19 protein-coding genes and 3 pseudogenes are annotated in these 25,075 nt (G+C 72.9%); 19 read left to right on the forward strand and 3 right to left on the reverse strand.

The window, feature by feature from the left end; genetic code table 11:
* Positions 1–211 precede the first annotated feature (211 nt).
* A complete protein-coding gene (locus OG599_RS34205; protein WP_327179855.1) occupies positions 212–1,840 on the forward strand; it encodes a family 43 glycosylhydrolase in 1,629 nt (542 codons plus the stop codon).
* Between the two features lie 97 nt (positions 1,841–1,937).
* Here the strand turns inward: OG599_RS34205 and OG599_RS34210 are convergent, their stop codons facing one another.
* Positions 1,938–2,441 (reverse strand): peptidoglycan-binding domain-containing protein, encoded by a 504-nt coding sequence (locus OG599_RS34210; RefSeq protein ID WP_327179856.1) that lies wholly within the window; start codon positions 2,439–2,441, stop codon positions 1,938–1,940.
* Positions 2,442–3,005: 564 nt separating this feature from the next.
* Between OG599_RS34210 and OG599_RS34215 the strand changes: the two are divergent.
* Together OG599_RS34215 and OG599_RS34220 are read left to right on the forward strand one after the other, a co-directional pair.
* Positions 3,006–3,617, forward strand: a pseudogene (locus OG599_RS34215) (GH25 family lysozyme); the annotation flags it as partial.
* A 216-nt stretch (positions 3,618–3,833) separates the two neighbouring features.
* Positions 3,834–4,096 (forward strand): annotated as a pseudogene (locus tag OG599_RS34220) (glycosyl hydrolase-related protein); the annotation flags it as partial.
* Between the two features lie 46 nt (positions 4,097–4,142).
* Here OG599_RS34220 and OG599_RS34225 read toward each other — a convergent pair.
* Positions 4,143–5,768, reverse strand: a complete 1,626-nt coding sequence (locus tag OG599_RS34225) for a CehA/McbA family metallohydrolase (RefSeq protein ID WP_327179857.1) — start codon at positions 5,766–5,768, stop codon at positions 4,143–4,145.
* A gap of 470 nt (positions 5,769–6,238) precedes the next feature.
* Between OG599_RS34225 and OG599_RS34230 the strand changes: the two genes are divergently transcribed.
* The 15 genes and pseudogenes from OG599_RS34230 to OG599_RS34300 all read left to right on the forward strand — a co-directional run bounded on the left by OG599_RS34230 (position 6,239) and on the right by OG599_RS34300 (position 23,152).
* Complete coding sequence (locus OG599_RS34230) at positions 6,239–7,396, forward strand: ROK family transcriptional regulator (RefSeq protein WP_327179858.1); 1,158 nt, start codon at positions 6,239–6,241, stop codon at positions 7,394–7,396.
* A gap of 418 nt (positions 7,397–7,814) precedes the next feature.
* Positions 7,815–8,996 (forward strand): ROK family transcriptional regulator, encoded by a 1,182-nt coding sequence (locus OG599_RS34235; protein ID WP_327179859.1) that lies wholly within the window; start codon positions 7,815–7,817, stop codon positions 8,994–8,996.
* A 376-nt stretch (positions 8,997–9,372) separates the two neighbouring features.
* A complete protein-coding gene (locus tag OG599_RS34240; RefSeq protein ID WP_327179860.1) occupies positions 9,373–10,890 on the forward strand; it encodes a sugar ABC transporter ATP-binding protein in 1,518 nt (505 codons plus the stop codon).
* Positions 10,887–11,906, forward strand: coding sequence for an ABC transporter permease (locus OG599_RS34245; protein ID WP_327179861.1), 1,020 nt, complete (start codon positions 10,887–10,889; stop codon positions 11,904–11,906). The genes OG599_RS34240 and OG599_RS34245 overlap by 4 nt, the downstream gene beginning before the upstream one ends.
* Positions 11,907–11,923: 17 nt before the next feature.
* Entirely contained in the window at positions 11,924–12,964 is a 1,041-nt protein-coding gene (locus OG599_RS34250) for a substrate-binding domain-containing protein (protein WP_327179862.1), read from the forward strand.
* Positions 12,965–13,087: 123 nt separating this feature from the next.
* On the forward strand, positions 13,088–14,296 hold the full coding sequence (locus OG599_RS34255) for a Gfo/Idh/MocA family protein (RefSeq protein ID WP_327179863.1): 1,209 nt from the start codon (positions 13,088–13,090) through the stop codon (positions 14,294–14,296).
* 11 nt (positions 14,297–14,307) lie between these two features.
* On the forward strand, positions 14,308–15,315 hold the full coding sequence (locus OG599_RS34260) for a sugar phosphate isomerase/epimerase family protein (protein WP_327179864.1): 1,008 nt from the start codon (positions 14,308–14,310) through the stop codon (positions 15,313–15,315).
* 39 nt (positions 15,316–15,354) lie between these two features.
* Positions 15,355–15,492, forward strand: a pseudogene (locus tag OG599_RS34265) (family 16 glycoside hydrolase); the annotation flags it as partial.
* A gap of 144 nt (positions 15,493–15,636) precedes the next feature.
* Positions 15,637–16,872 (forward strand): inositol-3-phosphate synthase, encoded by a 1,236-nt coding sequence (locus OG599_RS34270; protein WP_327179865.1) that lies wholly within the window; start codon positions 15,637–15,639, stop codon positions 16,870–16,872.
* 164 nt (positions 16,873–17,036) lie between these two features.
* Positions 17,037–17,963, forward strand: a complete 927-nt coding sequence (locus OG599_RS34275; RefSeq protein ID WP_327180289.1) for an SCO3242 family prenyltransferase — start codon at positions 17,037–17,039, stop codon at positions 17,961–17,963.
* Entirely contained in the window at positions 17,960–18,997 is a 1,038-nt protein-coding gene (locus OG599_RS34280) for a sugar phosphate isomerase/epimerase family protein (protein WP_327179866.1), read from the forward strand. The genes OG599_RS34275 and OG599_RS34280 overlap by 4 nt, the downstream gene beginning before the upstream one ends.
* Positions 18,994–19,719 carry an EboA domain-containing protein gene (locus OG599_RS34285; RefSeq protein ID WP_327179867.1) on the forward strand — a complete coding sequence of 242 codons (726 nt, stop codon included), beginning with the start codon at positions 18,994–18,996 and terminating at the stop codon, positions 19,717–19,719. Before OG599_RS34280 ends, OG599_RS34285 begins: the two co-directional genes overlap by 4 nt.
* Positions 19,719–20,567: a TatD family hydrolase gene (locus OG599_RS34290; protein WP_327179868.1), complete on the forward strand. Its 849-nt coding sequence runs from the start codon at positions 19,719–19,721 to the stop codon at positions 20,565–20,567. Before OG599_RS34285 ends, OG599_RS34290 begins: the two co-directional genes overlap by 1 nt.
* Before the next feature lie 3 nt (positions 20,568–20,570).
* Entirely contained in the window at positions 20,571–21,755 is a 1,185-nt protein-coding gene (eboE, locus tag OG599_RS34295) for a metabolite traffic protein EboE (RefSeq protein WP_327179869.1), read from the forward strand.
* Positions 21,752–23,152 (forward strand): nucleotide pyrophosphatase/phosphodiesterase family protein, encoded by a 1,401-nt coding sequence (locus OG599_RS34300; protein WP_327179870.1) that lies wholly within the window; start codon positions 21,752–21,754, stop codon positions 23,150–23,152. Before eboE ends, OG599_RS34300 begins: the two co-directional genes overlap by 4 nt.
* A 45-nt stretch (positions 23,153–23,197) precedes the next feature.
* On the opposite strand, the gene OG599_RS34305 is transcribed toward OG599_RS34300, so the two are convergent.
* Positions 23,198–24,103, reverse strand: coding sequence for an NAD-dependent protein deacetylase (locus tag OG599_RS34305; protein WP_327179871.1), 906 nt, complete (start codon positions 24,101–24,103; stop codon positions 23,198–23,200).
* Between the two features lie 261 nt (positions 24,104–24,364).
* Here OG599_RS34305 and OG599_RS34310 point away from each other — a divergent pair, with 261 nt between their 5' ends.
* Positions 24,365–25,027 (forward strand): class E sortase, encoded by a 663-nt coding sequence (locus tag OG599_RS34310; protein WP_442809649.1) that lies wholly within the window; start codon positions 24,365–24,367, stop codon positions 25,025–25,027.
* The last annotated feature ends 48 nt before the right edge of the window (positions 25,028–25,075 follow it).

Genomic DNA, 25,075 nt, shown 5'->3' on the forward strand with positions numbered 1-25,075 from the left:
CCCGGAGAACCGGGCCGAACCCTCTGCCTACCGCGTGCCTTTTGTTGTGAAACCTCCCTTTCCGGGAGGGTGGTGACGCGTGGCCGGCTCCGTCATGGGCCTGCCCGGCCGAGAGGCGGACGGTTGTCGATGCGTCTGTTCGACGCTACGTTCCCCCTTGATCATCAGGAGCCCGGACCTCCCGGGGACGGAGCGGAAGGCTGAGAAGCGCGTGCGAGACGGATCTGCGCAGGTCGTACGGAACCCCGTGCTTCCCGGTTCCCACCCCGATCCCTCGATCGTGCGGGTCGGCGACGACTACTACCTGGCGACCTCAACGTTCGAATGGTGTCCGGGCGTCCGGCTGCACCATTCCCGGGACCTGGTCCACTGGGAACCCCTGGGCGGGGCGCTCGCCGGCCCGCCGGCGCTCGACCTGACCGGATGTCCCGACTCCGGCGGCGTGTGGGCCCCCAGCCTGAGCCACGCCGACGGGCTGTTCCACCTCGTCTACAGCAACGTGTCGGCGTACACCGGCGGCTTCTCCGACGCCCCCAACTACCTCGTCACCGCTCCCTCGGTCCACGGCCCCTGGTCCGAGCCCGTCCTGCTGCACGCGCGCGGCTTCGACGCGTCCCTCTTCCACGACGGCCCCGACAGCTGGCTGATCAACCTCGTCCACGACTGGCGGCCCGGGCACGGCGGGTCCGCCGGCCTGGAAGCGACCCGCTACGACCGCGCCGCCCGCGCCCTGAGCGGCGACCCCGTCCTCATCGGCCTGCCTCCCGGCGACAGTTGGATCGAGGGCCCCAACCTCTACCGCGTCGGCGACTGGTACTACCTGCTGACGGCCGACGGCGGCACCGGCTACGACCACCAGGTGACCGTCTCCCGCTCCCGTGCCCTGACCGGCCCGTACGAACGCGACCCGGAGGGTCCGCTCATCACCGCACGCCACCGCCCGGACCTGACCCTGCAGAAGGCCGGTCACGGCAGCCTCGTGACGACCCCCGCCGGAGAGTCCTACCTGGCCTACCTCGTCGCCCGGCCGCTCGGCCGGCACGGGCCGTGCGTCCTGGGCCGGGAGACGGCCTTGGCACCCGTGATCTGGACTCCCGACGACTGGCCCCGCGTCCCGACGGGCGAACCCGCCCTGGAAGTGGCCGCCCCCGCCTCCGTACGACGCGAGGCGCTCCCGGAGCACACCCCGGCGCCGGGCGCCCCCCTCGCCGACGACTTCGACCGGCCCGCCCTGGGGGTCCAGTGGTCCACGCTCCGGCGCCCCGCGGCACCGGAGTGGCTGTCGCTCACCGACCGCCCCTCCCACCTGAGGATCCGGGGAGGCCGCGCCCCGCACAGCCTCGTCGGGCCGAGCCTGGTGGCCCAGCGGGTGACCGCGCCCCGCTGCTCCTTCGAAGCCACCATGGAGTACCGGCCCGAGGCCTTCCAGCACCTCGCCGGGATCACCGCGTACTACAACACCCGCAATTGGTACTACCTGTACGTCACCGCCGACGACCGGGGCCGGCCCGTGCTGCGCAGGGCGAGCAGCGACCGGGGCGTGCTGACCGTCGACGAGGCCGGCGGGATTCCCCTCGACGGCATCGCGAGGCTGAGCCTCGGGTGCGAGCTGGACGGCGGGGAACTGCGCTTCCATTACGACACCGGCTCGGGCCGGCGCCCCGTCGGCGAGGTGGCCGACGCGACCGTGCTCTCCGACGAGCACGCCGAGGACGTCACCGGAGGGCAGGTCAGGGCCATGGGCTTCACGGGCGCCTTCGTCGGCCTGTGGGTCTGGGACCTCACCGGACGAGGCCACCACGCCGACTACGACCGGGCGACGTTCACAGCCGAGGGGTGAGCGGCCGCGGAACCCGCACGGCCTCATCGGCGCGCCGGTCGGAGACCGCCGCCGGCCCACGGGAGCCCGCCCGGCGCACGGACCGTGTGACCACCGCTCACCCGGAGGCGGCGGGGGCGCGGGTCTGCGACTTCTGGAACGCGGGCGTGTCGGTGGCAGGTTGCTGGTGGGTCAGCAGGAACCGCCAGGTCGCCTGGTCCACCCACCCGGTCGCGGGCAGGCGGTAGTACTCCTGGAAGAGCCGCACGCTACGGGCCGTCGTGGGCGTGAAGACCCCCGACACCTCCGCGGCGCTCCGCCCCGTGCGGTTCGGCAACTCCTGGACCGCCAGGACCGCTTCCCCCCTGGAGCCGGGCTTGACGTCCATCACCAGCCACGGCCAGGTGTCCTCGCCCACCTTGCCGTCGGTCGGGAGCTGCCTGCCGCGCTGGAAGTCCATGACGGCGGCCTGCGTCCTCTCCCCGATGATGCCGTCCACCTTCAGTTCGTAGTGCCGCTCCACGAGCAGGTGCTGCACCGCGCGGCCCAGGGTGAACCGGTCCTCGTGCTGCTTCTTCCTGACCAGCGGCCAGCGATGTCCCGCGTCGTCGGAGAGGACCACACCGGGCGCGCCTCCACGACCCGGAGGGGAGCGGTGGAGGGATGATTCCGGTTCAGATGCCGCGACAGCGTGGTCTGGTCGATGCCCAGCCGGGAGGCGAGCGCCTGCTGAGTCGGCCGCGTACTTTTGTCGGCACCTCCGGCCCGCTCCCACCAGCTACGGAGCAACTCGGCCAGCGCCGCACCCGGCAGTGTGTCCGGCGGGACGCCCGGCGGGGCACCTCGTGGTGCTTCCCGGTCCGGACTTTCCTGTGCACGCGCCGTGGTGACCTCCCGGTGTCCCGACGACGACGGCCGTGGCGTCCCGCCCCCGCATCGACTGCTTCACGGCATGACGGCATAACGGCAGGTCAGGTGCGTGCATGGTGGCATACATGGACGCATCGGCCTGCATGGGGTCAGAGCGTAGCGAGTCGGGTGGGCCGTCCGGCATGCTGGTCGCGCCGACAGCGGCGTGACCGGTCTTTGGCGCGTCGCACGATCCAGCGGCAGAGCCGTACACACGCGGGCGAACTCCGGTCGCGCCGGCCGAGTGCACCCGCACCCGGAATCACCTGACCGAGTGATGGACGGCCCGTCCGACGCCCCTCAGCACCCCGTCGCTCCTCCACTGCTCAGCGCCTGCTCAGCCACTTCAGTGAAAGAAGGTCCCCGGCATGTTCCTCGGCCGTACCCCGGGCGCCCCGCCCCCCTCCATGCGCCGCGTCCCTCGCTCCCGTTCGGCCCGTTGCTCCCACCAGGAGCCGAAAGGGCTCCGCACGCGCGAACCGTCGGGGCCGTCGTGGCCGCGGCGAGCGCGGTGGCGCTGCTCGCCGGCCCCGCCGCGCCGCGCGCGGACGCCGCCCCGCCGGGCAGCTACCGGGTCTCCGGCATCGACACCAGCCACTACAACCACCCCGGTGACGAGGCCATCGACTGGTCCCGGGTGCGCGCGGCCGATCACGCGTTCATGTTCGCCAAGTCCACCGAGGGAGCCACCGAACAGGACCGGTGGTTCGCCCGCGACATGGAGGGAGCGAAGGAGGCCGGCCTGATCCGCGGCGCCCACCACCTCTACGGCAGGACACCGGGCGGCGAGCAGGACCGGAACCTCGTGAAGACGATGAAGAGCGCCGGATACACCGGGAGAGCGGCCGGAGAACTGCCCCCGGCGATCGACCTGGAGCTCCGCAACGGCACTGCCTGTCCGGAGAACTTCAGCACCGGCCAACTGCGCGACTTCCTCCGGGTCGTCGACACCGAACTGGGGCCGGCTCGGGCTGGAAGATCTGGCAGCACAGCGAAGAGGGCGCCGTGCCCGGCACGCCCGACACAGCGAAGACCGACCTCGACGTCTCCCAACGCCGCGTTCCCGCTGGACGTGCACGCCGAGCGCTACGCGTCCGAGACCCAGTCAGTCGACAATCCCGCCGTCGTCGTCAGCGCCGTCAAGCCGGCCGACGACGCCAGCGGTGACTCGTCGTACGGCTCTACGAGTCCACCGGCGGCCGGGCCAGGGCCCGCATCGGCTTCGGCTTCGAGGCCACCGGCATCGCGGTGACCGACCTGCTGGAGCGGACGCTGGACGAGGCCACCGCACCGGAGTTCACCGACGCGGGCGCGGCGCTCACCCTGCGCCCGTTCGAGCTGGTCACCCTCCGGCTCGCCCGCGGCTGAAAAGCGGCGTGGGGCCGGTGCCGGCCGGCCCCCGGTCGGCCCGCCCTCAGCGCCCCGACGTCTTCAGGAAGACCGGGTTGGTGAGGGCGGCCATCGGGCCGAACATCAGGGCGTCGCCCATGGTGTTGCCCTGCCCCGCCGAACCGTTCGCCATCGGGTGGCGGACCTCGGCGCGCACGTACGCGGCGAGCGACGTGGTCGTACGCCACACCACCGTGCCCGCGCCCTCGGCGCTCAGCGACTCCTGGTGCATCTGGCCCTCGTCGGTGATGAAGCGGACCGTGCCGTTCGGTACGCCCTTCACGTCCAGGCGGACGTCCACCGGCGCTTCGGCCGGTGCCTCGATGGTCTCGCCGATCCCGGCCTGCCGTGCGTCGCCGCTCACGGTGAAGGTCAGCTCCACCGCGGCGGACTCGGCGATCCAGCTGCGCCCGGCGCGGATACCGTCCATGACCGAGTCGGTTCGCAGGTCGTCGGCGAGCACCACGTTGTGCGGCAGGCCGATGACCTGCGGGGCGCTGTGGGCGTCGCTGTTGCCCATGGCCGGCAGCGGGCGGCCGCCCGAGCGCACCGCCTCACCGATCTTCTGGTCCCAGGTGCTGACGGCGTGCTCGTCGTCGTACGTCCACGGGCCGGTCCACACCTCGGTGGCGTCCGCGTCGTCGAAGCCGAACTTCCACTGGCTCGCCACGTACGCGCAGTACATGTGGGCGGGCACCACGAGGCCACCGCCGCGGCGCACCTGACGGGCGAAGCGGGGGAAGGCGTCGTCGCGGTTGCGGTAGCGCCAGTCGATCCACTCGCCGGGGGGCAGGCCGAGGGCGAGCCAGTGGCCGTTGCGGGTGGTGACCTCCTCACCGGTGATGATCAGCAGGTCGGAACCGGCGTGCTCGCCCCACACCGCGTGAGCGGACGAGGTGTTGTGGTCGGTGGAGACCATGAAGTCCAGCCCCGCGTCGCGCGCACCGGCCGCCACCTCGGCGGGCAGGCGCTTGCCGTCGGAGTGGACCGTGTGCAGGTGGCAGTCGCCCCGGTACCAGGCACGGCCGCGGCCCCTGGCCCGCTGCGGTGGGAAGCTGCGGGGAGCGGCCGGGCCGGGCTCGCCGTAGGTGAGGGTCACCTGGACCTGGTAGTTCAGCCCCTGCGGCGCGACCTGGTACGGCCCGAGCACGATGTGCCAGGTGCCGCGGCCGACCTTGCCCGGCAGATACCCCGGCGTGGCCTCGCTGTTGCTGATCTCGAAGGAGGTACGCGAACCGCCGGACCAGCCCCGGAAGCCGCGCCCGCCCAGCCCGATGCCGCGCTCGTCGAAGATGCCGATGTCGCAGGAGTTGCCGGGCGTGCCGGAGGGGACCGCTGGCTTGTCGTACGCGTACGACACGGCGATCTTCCGCACACCGGACGGCACCTCGACGGGGAGGTGGACGAAGTCGGCCACGCCGGTGGCCAGATGGCCACTGATGACGTGCGTCGTCTCCGAACCCTGCGGGGCCGGCTCCGCCGCCTGGGCCGACGGGGCGAACGTCATCGGAGCGAGGGTGAGGGCAGCCGCACCGGCGACGCCCGCCGCCAGCAGCCCGCGGCGCCCCGGCCCGCCCCCGGGTCCGCCGGTCCGCCCGGCGTCGGGGTGGAGGATGTCCACCTGGTGCTCGCAGTGTCCGTCAAGGCACATGGTCGTCCTCAGCAAAGTGTGTTCTGGTGAGGGCCGTCCCGGGACAGCCCCTGAAATCCGCTTGCATTCCGACTCTTGGCGATCTTCGTGAACACGGTGTGGCCCCGGCGTGACAGGGCGAGGTATCGACGGTGGCGGAAGCGCGCCGGAGCCGAGGGCCGAAAAGGGCCGGAGGGTGGTCGTCGCGGCCCGGGCGGGAATCGGCGGGCCGTGGATCAGAGGGCCGCGACGACCGGGGCGGCGTCGGCCGCGAGCGTCGGCCCGGCCCGGGTGTCGTGGGGTGCAGTGCAACGACGGCGCGTGCTCGCTGTCGGAATCCTGCTGGGTGTCGAACGAAAAGAGGAGGGTGTGGAGCACCTTTTCGACCATCGACAACTGAAAGAAGAAGTAGTTCCCGGGGTTTGCGGGAAACAGAAAGGGACGTTTCGCCAACGACGGGTAGAACTGGAGCTTGCCACTATCATCGGCCCATGGATGTGGCTTCCGATCGCTCCTCACCCCGCAACAGAACCAGGGAAGAAATCTTCCGGGTCATTCAGGGCGGCGGTGCGCTCACGCGTGCGCAACTCGTGGACGCCACCGGTCTGTCCCGGAGCACCGTCAATCACGCGGTCTCCCGGCTCATCGCCGAGGAGCGGGTGAGGGAGGAGGACCCGGAGGCGAAGGGGCCGGGGAGCGGCAGCGGACGCCCGGCGGGCGTGCTGAGATGCGTTCCCGGCGGGTCCAGTTCGGCGGCGCTCGACTTCGGGCACACCCACATCAAGGTCGCCGTCGTCGACGACACGGGCCGGATGCTGGCCCAACGGCGTGCCGACCTGGACGTCGACCTGTGCGCGTCCGAGGCCATGGACGCGGCGGCGGACATGCTCGCGGAACTCCGCGGCGAGCATGCCGTCGACGACCTCTCGACGGTGGTCGCGGGGATCCCGGGACCGCTCGACTCCGCCACCGGGCTGGTGCGGTCGCCCACCATCCTCTCCAGCTGGGTCGGTCTCGACCCCGGGAAGGAACTCGAACGCCGACTGGGCCTGCGGGTGCACGTCGAGAACGACGCCGTGCTCGGGGCCTACGGCGAACTGCGCTGCGGCGCCGGCCAGGGCTACTCCGACTTTCTGTACGTGAAGGCGTCCCACGGCATCGGCGCGGGGATGGTGCTCGGCGGCGAGCCGTACCGGGGAGCTCTGGGCATCGCCGGGGAGATCGGCCACACGCCGCTGCCCGGCTACACGGAGCTGTGCCGGTGCGGCCGACGCGGCTGCCTGGAGGCGGTGGTCTCGGTCGAGTCCGTCAAGGCGCAGATCGCCCACACCCATCCCAGCCTGGGCTCCGGCGTCTCCTTCGGGGACCGGCCGGACGATCCGACCACCTGGCGGATCCTGAACGACGCGGGCCGCATCCTGGGCGAGGTCCTCTCCGTGCTGAGCAACCTGCTCAACCCGGCGGCGGTCATCATCGGCGGCGAGCTCGGCGCCGCCGGCGGCGCGCTCCTGGAGGGGGTGGCGGCGACGGTGCACCGCAGCGCCCAGCCCGCCATCGCCGCGTCCCTCGACATCCTCCCCGCCCAGCTGGGCAGGGACGCGGAGCTGATCGGCGCGGCGGCGCTCGCCGCCGCGTTCGCGCGGGGGTGACCGACCGGGAGCCGAAGCTCATGGGAGCGCTCCCGCAAGCTCTTCGGGGGCCCAGGTCCCGACACGCGGCGACTTTGTCCATCAGCGGCTTCGTGAACGGCACGTGGGCAGAACCGGATTCGGCGTCGGCGACGATCACGTCCGGTGACCTCCCCGGCCGGCGCGGGTGCGGCCAGGCGCTGGCCGCACCCGCCGGTGGAGAGCCCTCGTGTCCCGGTCGCTTCGGTGGACGAGGCCGCACTCCGGACGAACGAGGTCATCCAGCAGGGGCTTTGTCCTCGGAGCGGAAAAAGTCTGCGCGAATCGACGCACGACTTCTTCACGGCCGTGCCGTTGACTGCTACGTTCCACCGAAAGCCGGCTCCGCAAGTCCGGTGCAGTCAGGCCGAGTTGTGGCGAGGAGGGACACGTGAGACGCATGACCGAACGACCGGCGAACGCCCACCAGGCCCACCTGCTGAGGCTGTTGCGCGACCACGGTCCCCAGTCCCGGGCGCGACTCGGCGAACAGGTCGACCTCTCGCGATCGAGACTGGCCGTGGAGGTGGACCGGCTCCTGGAGACCGGGCTCGTGGCCGCCGACGGCCTCGCCGCCTCGCGCGGCGGGCGCCGGTCCCACAACGTCCGGCTCGCACCGGGGCTCCGCTTCCTCGGTGTCGACATCGGGGCGACCTCGGTCGACGTCGCCGTCACCAACGCCGAACTGGAGGTACTCGGTCACCTCAACCGGCCCATGGACGTACGCGAGGGCCCCGTCGCGGTCTTCGAGCACGTGCTGGATCTGGCGGCGGAGCTGAGGAAATCGGGACTCGCCGATGGCTTCGACGGCGCCGGCGTCGGAGTGCCCGGACCGGTCAGCTTTCCCGAGGGTGTTCCGGTCGCACCGCCCATCATGCCCGGCTGGGACGGCTTCCCCGTGCGGGAGGTACTCGGCCAGGAACTCGGCTGCCCGGTCATGGTCGACAACGACGTGAACCTGATGGCCATGGGGGAGCGGCACGCGGGCGTGGCCCGCTCGGTGACCGACTTCCTCTGCGTCAAGATCGGAACCGGCATCGGGTGCGGCATCGTCGCCGGCGGTGAGGTCCACCGCGGGGTGACGGGCAGCGCCGGGGACATCGGGCACATCCAGGCGGTCCCCGGCGGCCGGCCGTGCACCTGCGGCAACCGGGGCTGTCTGGAAGCGCACTTCGGCGGTGCGGCGCTCGCCCGCGACGCGACCGAAGCGGCCCAGCAGGGCCTGTCGGCCGACCTCGCGGCCCGGCTCGCGGCGAAAGGCACCCTCACGGGCGTCGACGTCGCAGCCGCCGCGGCCGCGGGGGACGCCATCGCGCTCGATCTGATCCGCGCGGGCGGAACCCACGTCGGGCAGGTCATCGCCGGGCTCGTCTCCTTCTTCAACCCCGGCCTGGTGGTGATCGGCGGCGGAGTGACCGGCCTCGGCCACACCCTGCTCGCGGCCATCCGCACCCAGGTCTACCGCCAGTCGCTGCCCCTGGCGACCGGCAACCTGCCGATCGTCCTCGGAGAACTGGGCCACGACGCCGGAGTCATCGGTGCCGCCCGGCTCATCAGCGATCACCTCTTCTCACCCGCGTAGGGCGTTCCCCGCCAACGGCCCCCGGTACAGCGCACCGCACCGCCCGCACCGCCCGCACTGCTCGCACCGCCCGCACTGCTCGCACGGCCCGTACCGCCCGACCAGCACTGCCCGCTCGCCGGCACTGCCCGTACTGCCCGGCACCGCTCGTACCGCCCGCCCGGCACAGCTCCGTACGTTCCGCGCGCCTTTGCACGTTCCGCACAGGCCACCGCCGCTCCGTACCACCCGTACCGCGAGCCACCGCATCGCCGTTCCGCCGCGATCCGCACAGCGCGACCTCGTACCGCGCCCGCATGCCCGAATCCGACCCGACCCGTCACGTCCAGGTGCTCCAGTCCTGACCGAGGCCGTACGTCTGCCGAGGGGAACCCACATGGCACTCCAGCCACCGCTGCTCCACATGTCCGGCATCACCAAGTCGTTCCCCGGTGTCCGCGCCCTGGACGGCGTCGACCTGGAGGTCCAGGCCGGCGAGGTGCACTGCCTGCTCGGCCAGAACGGTGCGGGCAAGTCCACCCTGATCAAGGTTCTCGCGGGTGCCCACCAGCCCGACACCGGCACCATCCACTGGCGCGGCGAGGCCGTGACCCTGCGCTCGCCCATCGCCGCCATGCGTCTCGGCATCGCCACCATCTACCAGGAACTCGACCTGGTGGAGCACCTGTCGGTCGCCGAGAACATCCACCTCGGCCACGAGCCGACCACCGCCGGGTTCGTGGTCAGGGGCCGAGCCGCCCGCACCTCGTCCACCGAACTCCTGCGGCGTCTGGGCCACCCCGAGATCGACCCCGCCCGGCTCGTCGGAGAACTGCCGGCCGCACAGCAGCAGATCGTGTCGATGGCCCGCGCGCTCTCCCACGACGTCCGCCTCATCGTCATGGACGAGCCGTCCGCCGCCCTCGACCCGGACGAGGTCGACAACCTGTTCCGGATCGTCGGGGCGCTCACCGCGGAAGGTGTGTCGGTGGTCTACATCTCGCACCGCCTGGAGGAGATCCGCCGCATCGGCGACCGGGTGACCGTGCTCAAGGACGGCCGGGCGGTCGCGGGCGGACTGCCCGCGGACTCCACCCCGACCCACGACATCGTCGCCCTGATGACCGGGCGGAACGTCGAGTACGTCTTCCCCCGGCGGCCACCGTCCCCGCCCGACGGGCCTCCGGTCCTGGAGCTGCGCGGGCTCGCCCGCGCAGGCGAGTTCGCGCCGCTGGACCTCACCGTCCGCCCCGGCGAGATCGTGGGACTCGCCGGGCTCGTCGGCTCCGGCCGCTCCGAGATCCTGGAGACCCTCTACGGCGCCCGCAGACCGACGTCCGGACAGGTATGCGTCGACGGAGCGCCGTTGCGGCCGGGCAGTGTGCGCGCGGCGGTCCGGGCCGGCATCGGCCTCGCCCCCGAGGAGCGCAAGGCGCAGGCGCTGCTGATGCTGGAGTCCGTCACCCGCAACGTCTCCCTCTCCACGCTCTCCCGCTTCTCCCGCGCCGGCTGGCTCGACCGCCGCGGAGAACGGGAAGCCGCCCGCGCGGCCACCCGTGAACTGTCCCTGCGCCCCGACAACCCCTCGGTGCCCGTCCGCACCCTCTCCGGCGGAAACCAGCAGAAGGCCGTACTCGCCCGCTGGCTGCTGCGCGGCTGCCGCGTGCTGCTGCTCGACGAACCGACCCGGGGCGTCGACGTCGGAGCCCGCGCCGAGCTGTACGCGGTGGTGCGGCGGCTGGCCGACGAAGGACTCGCGGTGCTGCTCGTGTCCAGCGAGGTCCCCGAAGTACTGGGCCTCGCCGACCGCGTGCTGGTGCTGCGCGAAGGCCGTGTCGTGCACGAGGCCCCGGCCCGCGAGCTCGACGAACACCGCGTACTCGACATCGTTCTGGAAGGAAGCCCGGCATCATGACGCAGCACGCCTCCCCGCCCCGCGACAGCACCGACAAGGCGCAACCGGCCGGCACCCTCCCCGCCTGGCGCTTCCTGGTGGCCCGCGCCGACATCCGTACCCTTTCGCTGGTCGGCGTGCTGCTCGCCCTCGTCGTCGTCGGCGGCATCACCAAACCGGACGAGTTCCTGGACACCCAGAACCTTCAACTCGTCCTCACCCAGGCATCGGTGATCGGCGTCGTCACGGTCGGCATGACCTTCGTCATCACCTCCGGCGGCATCGACCTCTCGGTCGGCGCGATCGTGGCCCTCGCCTCGGTCTGGGCGACCACGGTGGCCACTCAGGAGTTCGGTTTCCTGGGCATCCTCGTCACGGCGCTGCTCGTCGGCGTCGGATGCGGACTCGTCAACGGGGTGCTCATCTCCTTCGGCCGCATGGTCCCGTTCATCGCCACCCTCGCCATGCTCGCCTCGGCCCGCGGGCTCGCGCTCCAGATCACCGACGGCAAGACCCAGATCGTCACCGTCGACGGGCTCCTCGGCCTCGGCGAGCGGGACTCGTACGTACTCGGCATCCCGCCCCTCGTCCTGGTGTTCGCAGCCGTGACGGTCGTCGGCTGGCTGGTGCTCAACCGCACCACCTTCGGCCGCCGTACGATCGCCGTCGGCGGCAACGCCGAGGCGGCCCGGCTCGCCGGCATCGACGTACGCCGCCAGCGGCTCTACCTCTACCTGCTGTCCGGACTGTGCTGCGGCATCGCCGCCTTCATGCTGATCATCCTCTCCGGGTCCGGACAGAACACCAACGGCAATCTCTACGAACTCGACGCCATCGCGGCCGCGATCATCGGCGGAACCCTGCTCAGCGGGGGGCGCGGCACCATCACCGGCTCCGTGCTCGGCGTCCTGATCTTCACCACGATCACCAACATCTTCGCCCTGAACAACCTGCAGAGCGACGTCCAGCAGATTGCCAAGGGCGCGATCATCGTCGCCGCGGTGCTCGTCCAGCGCCGCACCGCGAGCACGACCTGAGGAAGGGGTTCACCGCCATGTCACACCTCACGAGCCGCAGAGGGCTGCTCTTCGGGAGCGCCGCCATATCCGCAGGAGCGCTGCTCACCGGTTGCACGAGCAACGAGAGCAAGGACGAGAAGCCCGCCGCCGCCGAGCGGCCGGCCGCCGACGACCAGCCCGGCAAGCCGGTCACCATCGGGTTCGCCGGCCCCCAGGCCGACCACGGCTGGCTCAACGCGATCAACGACAACGCCAAGAGCCGCGCCAAGAAGTACTCGGACGTCACCCTGGAGATCACCGAGGGCTCCAACGACACCGCCGCGCAGATAGGCCAGATCGAGACCCTGATCAACAAGAAGGTCGACGTCCTGGTGATCCTGCCCGCGGACGGCAAGGCCCTCACCCAGGTCGGGCTGAAGGCGATGCGCGCCGGCATTCCGGTGATCAACCTGGACCGGATCTTCAACACCCCTCAGGCGTACCGCTGCTGGATCGGCGGCGACAACTACGGCATGGGCTTCAACGCCGGTCACTACATCGGCGAGAAGCTCAAGGGCAAGTCCGGCGCCCACGTCGTCGAGCTCGCCGGTCTGGACAACCTGGAGCTGACCAAGCAGCGCACCCAGGGCTTCGACGACGCCCTCAAGAACTACCCGAACGTCGAGAAGGTCGCCCGCCAGGCCGCCGACTTCACCGTCGAGTCCGGTCAGGCCAAGATGGCCCAGCTCCTCCAGGCGCAGTCGAAGATCGACGCCCTGTGGAACCACGACGACGACCAGGGCGTCGGCGCCCTGCGCGCCATCGAACAGGCCGGGCGCGACGAATTCCTGATGGTCGGTGGCGCCGGGGCGCTCTCCGCCTTCGAGGTGATCAAGCAGGACAGCGGGGTCCTGAAGGCGACCGTGCTGTACCCGCCGACGATGGCCGCCTCGGCCGTCGACCTGGCCCGCGCTCTCGGCCAGGCCAAGGGGGTCGGCGGCCTCGCCGAGTACGAGATCCCCTCGTCGATCACGCTCTACTCCGCCGTCGTCGACAAGGACAACGTCGACCAGTACATGCCCACCGGCTTCCGCTGACGGGCCAGGCCGTGTCCGCGGCGTCCCGCCGCGCGCCCGGAAAGGGGCGCGGGCCCGGACGGATGCCGCGGACACGGCCTCCGCACCCCCACGGATCTACGAAGAGGATGAGGAGGACCCACCATGGGACACCCGGAGCAGATCGAAGGGCCGGAGGCGGCGAAGCCACCGCTCCGCGTCGGAATGGTCGGATACGCCTTCATGGGCGCCGCCCACTCCCAGGGCTGGCGCACCGTGGGCCGCGTCTTCGACCTGCCCCTGAGACCGGTCCTGGCGGCCGTCTGCGGCCGTGACGGTGGAGCGGTCCGGGCGGCGGCCGACCGGCACGGCTGGGCGAGCGCCGAGACCGACTGGCGCGTCCTGGTGGCGCGGGACGACATCGACCTCGTCGACATCTGCACCCCCGGCGACAGCCACGCCGAGATCGCGCTGGCCGCGCTGGCCGCGGGCAAGCATGTGCTGTGCGAGAAGCCTCTCGCCAACACGGTGGCGGAAGCTTCCGCGATGACCGTCGCTGCCCAAGAGGCATCCACGAAAGGGCAGTTGACGATGGTCGGCTTCAACTACCGGCGGTTGCCCGCCACGGCCCTGGCCCGCCGGATGGTGACCGAGGGAAGGATCGGCACGCTGCGGCACGTACGGGTGTCCTACCTCCAGGACTGGCTGGTGGACCCGTCCTTCCCGCTCACCTGGCGGCTGCGCAAGGAGCACGCGGGCTCCGGCTCGCTCGGCGATCTGGGCGCGCACATCGTCGACCTCGCCCAGTACCTGGCCGGCGAACGGCTGGCCGGGGTCTCCGCGCTCACCGAGACCTTCGTGCGGCGGCGCCCGCTGCCCGCCGGGCCCACCAGCGGCCTCGCCGCCGGGGCGGTGGCCGGTACCGGGGAGGTCACCGTGGACGACGCCGCCGTCTTCACCGGCCGGTTCGCCTCCGGCGCTCTCGCCTCGTTCGAAGCCACCCGCTACGCGACCGGCCGCAAGAACGCGCTGCGCATCGAACTCAACGGAGAACGCGGGTCGCTCGCCTTCGACCTGGAGCGCCTCAACGAACTCGCCTTCCACGACGGCACCGAACCCGGAACGCACGCCGGTTTCCGCCGGATCCTCGTCACCGAGCCCGACCACCCCTATGTGGAGGCCTGGTGGCCCCCGGGCCACGGCCTCGGCTACGAGCACTCCTTCGTCCACCAGGCCCGCGATCTCGTGCACGCCATCGCCGAGAAGCGTGCCCCAGAACCCTCCTTCGCCGACGGGCTGCAGGTCCAGCGGGTGCTCGCCGCGGTGGAGGAGAGCGCAGAGAAGAGCTCCGTCTACACCCCGATCGCGTTCTAGAGGAGGCCCCCGTGCCGCGCAGTTTCACGCTCTTCACCGGTCAGTGGGCCGACCTCCCTCTGGAGGAGGTCTGCCGACTGGCCCGCGACTTCGGCTACGACGGCCTCGAACTCGCCTGCTGGGGAGACCACTTCGAGGTCGACAAGGCGCTCGCCGATCCCGCCTACCTGGACTCGCGGCGCGAGCTCCTGGACCGGTACCAGCTCAAGTGCTGGGGCATATCGAACCACTTGGTGGGACAGGCCGTCTGCGACGCCATCATCGACGAACGCCACCAGGCCATCCTGCCCGCCCGGATCTGGGGGGACGGCGAGGCCGAGGGCGTACGGCGGCGTGCCGCGGCCGAGATCGCCGACACCGCCCGTGCCGCGGCGGCGTTCGGCGTCGACACCGTGATCGGGTTCACCGGGTCGGCGATCTGGCATCTGGTCGCCATGTTCCCGCCCGTCCCCGAGTCGATGATCGAGCGCGGCTACCAGGACTTCGCCGACCGGTGGAACCCGATTCTGGACGTCTTCGACGCCGAAGGCGTCCGCTTCGCCCACGAGGTCCACCCCAGCGAGATCGCCTACGACTACTGGACCACCCGGCGCGCCCTGGAAGCCGTCGACCACCGGCCCGCCTTCGGACTCAACTTCGACCCCTCCCACTTCGTGTGGCAGGACCTCGATCCGGTCGGCTTCCTCTGGGACTTCCGCGACCGGATCTACCACGTCGACTGCAAGGAGGCCCGTAAGCGTCTGGACGGACGCAACGGACGGCTCGGCTCCCACCTGCCCTGGGGCGATCCCCGCCGCGGCTGGGACTTCGTCTCCGCCGGCCACGGCGACGTCCCCTGGGAGGACGTCTTCCGGATGCTGGCCTCCATCGGCTACCAGGGGCCGGTCTCCGTCGAGTGGGAGGACGCCGGTATGGACCGGCTCCAGGGCGCCCCCGAGGCCCTGGCCCGGCTCAAGGCGTTCGACTTCGACCCGCCGAAGGCATCCTTCGACGCGGCCTTCGGCACCCAGCCCTCCTGACCCGGGCGGCTCCGGGGCCCGGCGGCTCCGGAGCCCGCCCTCAACGGCGTACGGATCAACGACTTCACCAACACCGATCCGAAACGGAGCCTGCGCGAGGGCCACCTCGGCATCCGGAACCACGGAGCCGGTGACCAGGTGTCGTTCCGCGACATCCGGATCAAGGAACTCCAGTAGGTGGTGTCCGGTCATCGTCCGCCGTCTACGCCCGGGGACGTGCGCCGGTCAGCGCCGGCGTCCGCAAGGCACCCGCACGGCATTCGTACCGCACACGCAAGACACGCAGGGAATTCGCCCGGCAAGGAGGCTGCCATGTCTGTCATGTCCGCGTCTATTTCCTCAGCTCGGGTGGGGGTGTGGCTGATCGGCGCCCGCGGTTCCGTCGCCACCACCACCGTCGCCGGCTGCGCCGCCGTGGCCGCCGGCCTGCACCCGCCCACCGGAATGGTCACCGAGACACCCCCGTTCGCCGCATCGGGTCTTCCGTCCCTGACTGCGCTGGTGTTCGGCGGCCATGACGTACTGGACTGCCCGCTGCCCAAGCGCGCGGAGCAACTGGCGGCGGCCGGAGTGCTGCCGCACGGCCTCCCGGCCGCCGTGGCCACCGAACTCGCCGCGGCGGACGCGGAGATCAGGCCGGGCGGCCCGGTGGCGGGGGACGCCCGCGGCCCCGACGAGGTGATCTCCGCCTTCGCCCGGGACATCCAGGACTTCGCGCGCAGACACGGACTGGCCCGCACGGTGGTCGTCAACGTGTCGTCCACCGAGCCGGCCGCCACCGGCGCGACCCTGCCGCCCAGTTCGCTGTACGCGGCGGCGGCCCTGCGGGCCGGGTGCGCGTACGTGAACTTCACCCCGTCGACGGGCCTGCACCACCCGGAGCTGGCCGGTCCGGTGGCGGCCTCCGGCCTGCCGTACGCCGGCCGGGACGGGAAGACCGGCCAGACGCTGCTGCGGTCCGTCCTCGGCCCCATGTTCGCCCAGCGGGCCCTGGCGGTCCGCGCCTGGTCCGGCACCAACCTGCTGGGCGGAGGCGACGGAGCCGCCCTCGCCGACCCGGCGGCTGCCGCGGCGAAGAATGCGGGCAAGGGGAGAGTCCTCGCCGACACTCTCGGCACCACACCGCAGGGCGTGGTGCACATCGACGACGTACCCGCGCTCGGCGACTGGAAGACGGCCTGGGACCACGTCGCGTTCGACGGCTTCCTCGGCACCCGGATGATCCTGCAGACCCTGTGGCAGGGCTGCGACTCGGCACTGGCCGCCCCGCTGGTCATCGACCTCGCCCGACTCGCCCTGCGCGCCCAGGAAGCCGGATTCCAGGGGCCGTTGGGCGACCTCGGGTTCTACTTCAAGGACCCGGTGGGCGACAGCCCCGCAGCCCTGGGCGAGCAGTACGCGGCCCTGCTCCGCTTCGCCGGGCGACTGCGCGAGGGGCCGGCCCGGGCCAGTACGGAGGCGGGCGCCGCCGCCACCACGCAGAAGCCCTCCACGCAGAAGCCCTCCACGCAGAAGCCCGCCGCGGAGAAGCCCGCCACCCAGGAGGCGGGGTGCTGAAGAGCCTGGTGCCGGCGCTCCGGTCCGCGGTGCGCCGCCCGGGCCGCCGGGCCCCCGCTGCGGACCCCGCGCCCGGACCCCGCGCCCGGCTTCTCCCGGCCCGCCCGGAGAACGGGCTCGGCCCGGAGAACGCGCCCCGCCGGACGCACCCCCGGAACACCCCGGTGGTCACACCCGCCCGCCGCGGCCCCGACCTGCGGGCCTGGGCCGAACTGCTACGCCTCCCGGCCCTGTTCACCGTTCCCGGGGACGTACTTGCCGGAGCGTCGGCGTCCGGCGGGCGCCCCGGCCCCCGCACCCTGCTGGCCATCGGCTCGTCCGTCTGCCTCTACGAGGCGGGCATGGCCCTCAACGACTGGGCCGACCGGGACGAGGACGCCGCCGAGCGCCCCCACCGCCCCCTTCCCTCCGGCCGGGTGCGCCCCGGAGCGGCCCTCGCGGCGGCCTCCGTCTGCACCGCGGCGGGCCTCGCCCTGGCCGCCCGGGCGGGCCGCCCCGCCCTCGCCGTCGCGATCCCGCTGGCGGCGGCGGTGTGGGCGTACGACCTGGGGCTCAAACGGACCCCGGCCGGCCCGGCGGCGATGGCGGCGGCGCGCGGCCTCGACCTGCTGCTCGGTGCGGCCGCGACCGGGCCCGGTACCCGCCCCGTCCGGCACGCGGCCCCGTCCGCGGCGCTCCTCGCCGGCCACACCCTGGCCGTCACCGCGGTCTCCCGGCGGGAGACGACCGGCGGTACCCCGCTCGTACCGCTGGCCGCGCTCGCCACGGCCGGCGCCCTCACCGTGCTGCTCGGCGCACGGCCCGGTACGCGTGCAACATCCGGTACGCCCGCCCCGGCGCGGGCCGCCGGGGACCTCCTGCGCACCGGTATCGCCACCGGCTACGCCGTGACGGCCGCCCGCCCCTGCCTCCACGCGGCCCTCAACCCGTCGCCCGCCCTCACCCAGCGCGCCGTCGGCGGCGGCATCCGCGCCACGATCCCGCTCCAGGCCGCGCTCTGCGCCCGCTCCGGCGCCCCGGCCACCGCCCTGCTGACCGTCGTACTGGCCCCCCTCGCCGCCAGGTTCGCCCGGAAAGTGAGCATCACATGAGCCCCCGGGCCGATCTCCCCGAGCCCTCGGCGCCTCCCGTGGGAACCGGCGCGCCGCTGCGGTTCGGATACGGCACCAACGGCCTCGGCGACCTCCGGCTCGACGACGCCCTCGGCCTCCTCGCCGACCTCGGCTACGACGGAGTCGGACTCACGCTCGACCACATGCACCTCGACCCGCTCGCCCCGGGCCTCGGCGCGCGTACCCGGCGCGTCGCCGGCCGGCTGGCGGGGCTCGGGCTGGGCGTGACCGTGGAGACGGGCGCCCGGTACGTCCTCGACCCCCGGCGCAAGCACGGCCCCACCCTCCTCGACGCCGACCCCGCCGACCGGGCCCGCCGCACCGACCTGCTGCTCCGCGCCGTCAGGGTCGGCGCGGACCTCGGGGCCCACGCCGTGCACTGCTTCAGCGGGATCACCCCCGACGGCACGGACCCGGACACCGCCTGGCAGCGGCTGACGGACTCCATGGCCCCGGTCGTGGACGCCGCCGCGACCGCCGGGATCCCCCTCGCCGTCGAACCCGAACCCGGCCACCTCCTCGCCACCCTCGCGGACTTCCACCGGCTGCGCCGCGCGCTCGGCGATCCCGGGCACCTCGGCCTCACCCTCGACATCGGTCACTGCCAGTGCCTCGAACCCTTCCCTCCCGCCGACTGCGTCCGTGCCGCCGCCCCCTGGCTGCGGCACGTCCAGATCGACGACATGCGGCGCGGCGTGCACGAGCACCTGCCCTTCGGCGACGGCGAGATCGACTTCCCGCCGGTCCTGGCGGCCCTCGCCGCCACCGGCTACCAGGGCCTGACCGTCGTCGAACTGCCCCGGCACTCGCACGCGGGGCCCGAGCAGGCCACCCGGTCGCTCCCGTTCCTGCGCCGGGCCGCCCGCGCCGCCACCGCCATCCCCCGGCGAACGCCACCGGACACCGCACCCCGGCCCGACACCGCACCCCGCCCCGACAACGCGCCCCCTCCGGACAGCGCACCACCTCCGCCCGGCACGTTCACCGCCACCCCCGAAGGGAGACCCGCATGACACCCCGGACCACCGCCCCGGAGGCCACCACCGCGACCGTCCCGGACACCACCGGGCCGGCCGGCACCACCCTCGCCGCCACCTCCACCGATACGCTGCTCGCCCTGCTGCGCACCCGGCTCCACCCCGCCGCCCGTACCTGGCTGGACCGGGCCCTCGCCGACGCCACCGCACCCCCGCGCGACCACGGCCCCCTGCCCGCATGGGAGGCGCGCCTCGCCGAGGCCGGCCGCCGCTGCGGACCCACGCACGCGGACGCCACCCGGGTCCTGCTGCTGCGTACGGCCCGGGCCGACACCGACACGCTCACCCGTGTCTACCGGCAGGGCACCGCCGACGAGCGGCGCGCCGTCCTGCACGCCCTGCCCGCCCTCGTACCGGGTCCGGACGCGCTGCCCCTCGTGGAGGACGCGCTGCGCACCAACGACACCCGGCTCCTGGCCGCCGCGGTCGGCCCCTACGCCGCCCGCCACCTGGACGCCCACGCCTGGCGGCACGCCCTCCTCAAGTGCCTGTTCACGGGGGTCCCCGTCGACACGGCGGCCGAGCTGGCACGACGCGCCCACGGCGACACCGAACTCGCCCGCATGCTGCGCGACTTCGCCGCCGAACGCACCGCCGCCGGCCGGCCCGTGCCCGAGGACCTCCACCGGGTGCTCTCCCTCACCGGCGCCCCGGCAACCCCGCATCCGTCGGACGACCCCCACGGCAAGGAGTCCTGATGCGCCTTTTCGATCCCCACATCCACATGACCTCCCGCACCACCGACGACTACCGGTCCATGCGCGCCGCCGGTGTGCACGCCGTCGTCGAACCGTCCTTCTGGCTCGGGCAGCCCCGGACCTCGCCCGCTTCCTTCCTGGACTACTTCGACTCCCTGCTCGGCTGGGAACCCTTCCGCGCCGCGCAGTACGGCATCGCCCACCACTGCACCCTCGCCCTCAACCCGAAAGAGGCCAACGACCCCCGCTGCGCCCCGGTACTCGACGAACTGCCCCGCTACCTCGTCAAGGACCAGGTCGTCGCGGTGGGCGAGATCGGTTACGACTCCATGACGCCGGCCGAGGACACCGCTCTCGCCACCCAGCTCCAACTGGCCGCCGACCACGGGCTGCCCGCCCTGGTGCACACCCCGCACCGGGACAAGCTCACCGGGCTGCGCCGCACGCTCGACCTCGTCCGCGAGTCCGCGCTGCCGGCCGAGCGGGTCCTCGTCGACCACCTCAACGAGACCACCGTCGACCTGGCCGCCGACAGCGGCTGCTGGCTCGGCTTCTCCGTCTACCCCGACACCAAGATGGACGAGGAGCGGATGGTCGCGATCCTCCGTACCCACGGCCTCGAACGCATTCTGGTCAACTCCGCCGCCGACTGGGGCCACAGCGACCCCCTGAAGATCCGCAAGGTCGCCGACCTCATGCTCGCCGAGGGCTTCACCGACGACGACGTCGACCGGGTGCTGTGGCGCAACCCCGTCGCCTTCTACGGACTCAGCGGGCGCCTGAACCTGGACGCGTCCGCCACCGGACCCACCCACGAGGGCAACAGCCTCCAGCGCGGCGGGGAGTGAGCCATGCGCTTCCGGCATCCCGACGGTACCGTCGTCCACCTCGCGTACTGCACCAACGTCCACCCCGCCGAGACACTCGACGGAGTCCTCGCACAGCTCCGCGACCACTGCGAACCCGTACGCCGCCGCCTGGGCCTCGACCGGCTCGGCATCGGCCTGTGGCTCGCCAAGGACGCGGCAGAGGCCCTGGTGACCGACCCCGCAGCGCTCCGCGCGCTGCGTCTCGAACTCGCCCGCCGCGGTCTCGAAGTCGTCACCCTCAACGGATTCCCGTACCAGGGATTCGGTGACCAAGAGGTCAAGTACCGGGTCTACCAGCCGGACTGGACCGACCCCGAACGGCTCCGCCACACCCACTCGCTCGCCCGCGTCCTCGCCGCGCTGCTGCCCGACGACATCACCGAGGGCTCCATCTCCACCCTGCCGCTCGCCTGGCGCACCCCCTGGGACGACCGGCGCGCGGACACCGCCCGCACCGCCCTGCGCACCCTCGCCGAACGCCTCGACGCCCTGGAGGAAGTGACCGGGCGTTCCATCCGGATCGGCATGGAACCCGAACCCGGCTGCATCGTGGAGACCACCGCGGACGCCATCGCCCCGCTCACCGCGATCGCCCACGACCGCATCGGCGTCTGCGTCGACACCTGCCACCTCGCCACCTCCTTCGAGGACCCCGGCACCGCCCTGGACGCGCTCACCCGGGCAGGCGTCACCATCGTCAAGTCCCAGCTCTCGGCCGCCCTCGACGCCGACCGCCCCCGGCTCCCCGAGGTCCGCCGGGCCCTCGCCGCGTTCGACGAGCCCCGCTTCCTCCACCAGACCCGCAGCCGGCCGCACCCGGGTGGGGCGGCCACCGGCCCGCGCGGCACCGACGACCTCGCCGAAGCGCTGAACGGCGGCACCCTGCCCGACACGGACCCCTGGCGCGTCCACTTCCACGTCCCCCTGCACGCCGCCCCCGCCGCGCCCCTCACCTCCACCCTCCCCGTCATGAAGTCCGCCCTCGCGCGCCTGGTCGGCGGCCCCCACCCGCTCACCCGCCACCTGGAGGTCGAGACCTACACCTGGCAGGCCCTGCCGCCCGAACTGCGCCCCCGCGACCGGGGCCGGCTCGCCGACGGCATCGCCGCCGAACTCGACCTCGTCCGCGACCTGCTGAGCGACCTCGGCCTGAAGGAGCTGCCGTGAACGCCGAACCCGCCGGCCCGAACCCCACCCCCCTTCTCGTCCTGGACGTCGTGGGCCTCACCCCCCGCCTGCTGGAGCACATGCCGCACCTCGCGGCCCTCGCCCGCACCGGCTCCCGCGCGAACCTCGACACCGTGCTGCCCGCCGTCACCTGCACCGCCCAGTCCACCTTCCTCACCGGCACCACGCCCGCCGAACACGGCATCGTGGGCAACGGCTGGTACTTCCGCGAACTCGGCGACATCCTCCTGTGGCGCCAGCACAACGGCCTCGTCACCGGCGACAAGCTCTGGGACGCGGCCCGCCGCACCCACCCCGGCTACACCGTCGCCAACATCTGCTGGTGGTACGCGATGGGCGCCGACACCGACATCACCGTCACCCCCCGGCCCGTGTACTACGCGGACGGCCGCAAGGAACCCGACTGCTACACCCGGCCCCCCGCACTCCACGACGAACTCACCGCCGAATGCGGCACGTTCCCCCTGTTCCACTTCTGGGGCCCCGGCGCCGACCTCGTCTCCAGCCGGTGGATCGCCGACGCCACCCGGCACATCCTGCGCACCCGCACCCCCGACCTCGCCCTGTGCTACCTCCCCCACCTCGACTACGACCTCCAGCGCTACGGCCCCGACGACCCGCGCGCCCACCGCGCCGCCACCGAGCTGGACGCCGTGATCGCACCGCTGCTGGACGACGCCCGCGCCGAGAACCGCACCGTCGTGGTCCTGTCCGAGTACGGCATCACCCCCGTCGACCGCCCCGTCCACATCAACCGCGCCCTGCGCGGCGCCGGACTGCTGGAGGTGCACACCCAGGACGGCATGGAGTACCTGGACCCGATGGCCTCCCGCGCCTTCGCGGTCGCCGACCACCAGATCGCCCACATCTACGTACGCCGCCCCGAGGACCTGGAGGCCACCCGCGCCGCCCTCGCCGACCTGCCGGGCATCGACGTGCTCCTCGACGACGAGGGCAAGAAGGCCCACCATCTGGACCATCCCCGCTCCGGCGAACTCGTCGCCCTGGCCGCACCGGACGCCTGGTTCACGTACTACTACTGGCTCGACGACGCCCGCGCCCCCGACTTCGCACCCCTCGTCGAGATCCACCGCAAACCCGGATACGACCCGGTCGAACTGTTCATGGATCCGCTCGACCCCTACGTCAAGGTCAAGGCCGCCACCGCGCTCGCCCGCAAGAAGCTCGGCATGCGCTACCGCATGGCGGTCGTACCCCTCGACGCCTCACCCGTACGCGGCAGCCACGGCCGCCTCCCGGAACGCGACGACGACGGTCCGCTCCTCATCTGCTCCGCCCCCCACGCGGTCGGCGACCGCATCGCGGCCACCGACGTGAAGTCCCTGCTGCTCGCCCTGGCCGGCCTGCCCCGGTGACCTCCCGCACCGGGCCGGCACCGCACGGCTCCCCGGCCCCGGGCATCAGGGGGCCCCGGTGGTCTCCTCGGCGACGGAGATCCCCAGCCGGCCCGCCACGGCGGTGAGGGTCGGCCCCAGCGGGAGCGCGACGCGGGTGACGGCATGCGTGTCGCCCCGCGTCGCGTCCCGGTTGACGATCAGCACCGGTTTCCGCTCCTCGGCGGCCTGGCGCACGAACCGGAGACCCGACATCACCGTCAGGGAGGACCCGAGAACCAGCAGCGTCGACGCGTCACGGACCATGGCGCGGCAGCGCGCCACCCGCTCCGGAGGCACGGCCTCGCCGAAGAACACCACGTCCGGCTTGAGGACGCCGCCGCAGACCCCGCAGGGCACCACCCGGAAGTCCCCGACCTGCTCGTCGGTGAGGTCGGCGTCACCGTCGGGATTGAGCCCGGCGGCCACCGGCGCGAAGCCCTCGTTGGCCGCCTCCAGCCGGGCGGCGAGTGCGCGGCGCGCGCTGAACGTGCCGCAGGAGAGGCAGACGACCCGGTCGAGGCTCCCGTGGAGCTCCACCGCGTCCCGGCTGCCGGCCGCCTGGTGCAGACCGTCGACGTTCTGGGTGATCACCCCCGACACCAGGCCGTGCCGCGCGAACGCGGCCACGGCCCGGTGCCCCGCGTTGGGGCGGGCCCGGCCGAACGTGCGCCACCCGAGGTGGCTGCGCGCCCAGTAGCGCCGCCGGGCAGCGGCGTCGGCGGTGAACTCCTGGTACGTCATCGGGGTGTGCCGGCTCAGGCTCCCGCCGTCCCCCCGGTAGTCGGGAATCCCCGACTCCGTGGAGATGCCCGCCCCGCTCAGCACCAGCACACCGCCGGAGGCCAGCGCCTCGGCGACGGGAGAGGGATCCGTGGTTCCGGGCGGCAGGTCTTCGGGCGGGGTCCAGGTCAGAGTGGGGCGCATGCGCATGCCCCCAGATTACGGCGGCCCCGCGCGGAGGGTTCCGGACACGGTCACCGGCGGCGCCTCCCGTCCACCTCGGCGTCGGCCGGATCGCCATCGTCGTGGGCCCGGCCCGCGGCCTGAGCCGGGTGTCAGGGCGGGGCGGGACGACCGGTGGTCTACTGGGAGGTGCGGGAGACGCCCCGGAAATGTCCCGGAGGCGCCCCGCCCTCCGACCCTCCTCCTGCCACTCCGGGGCCTGCCGTGCACCCTTCCCGTGCAGCTGTCGTGAGACGTGTTCCCCGTGCCGTCGTCGCCGTCGCGGCCGTGCTGGCCGTCGGCTCTCCCGCGGCGGTGGCGGCCGCGCCCTCCCCGGGCGTTCCCGCCGCTGTCGGTCTCCCCGCGTCCTCCGGCACGCCGTCCGACAGGACGGATCCGCGTACCGAGGCCGCCGGCCTCGCGATCCCGGAGATCGGCGTCACGGACCTCCGCGTGGTCCCGTACGAGGGCACGACGGACGACACGCCGGGCACCCGTATCCAGGACAGGGGAGTGGCGGCGAGTCCGTACGGCAAGGACGGCGGCGTCGGGCCCGGCGAGATCGGGAACTACCTGGTGACGGCCCACCGGCTGTCCGCCGGGGGACCGCTGCGCGACCTCCCGTCGCTCGACCGGGGCGACACGGTCCTCGTGACGGAGGACGGCACGGTGTACGAGTACCGGATCACCGGAACCCGGGAGACCTCGTTCCGCTCCGCCCGCTCGCTCGCCGAACAGCGGGCCGAGGTGCCGGGCAAGCCCGGCGGGAAACCGACCCGGGCCATGATCACCATCTCCACCTGCGCCACACCCGAGGACGACGCGGCCGGAAACCACTGGCGCGACGCCCACGACAACCCGGAGCACCGCATCGACAAGATCGGCGTACTGGTGTCCGCGCGTCCGGCCTGAATCATGAGCTCATGACCCGGACCATGAGCCGGCCCGGACCAGGAGCCG

Source organism: Streptomyces sp. NBC_01335 (assembly GCF_035953295.1).
Taxonomy (GTDB): domain Bacteria; phylum Actinomycetota; class Actinomycetes; order Streptomycetales; family Streptomycetaceae; genus Streptomyces.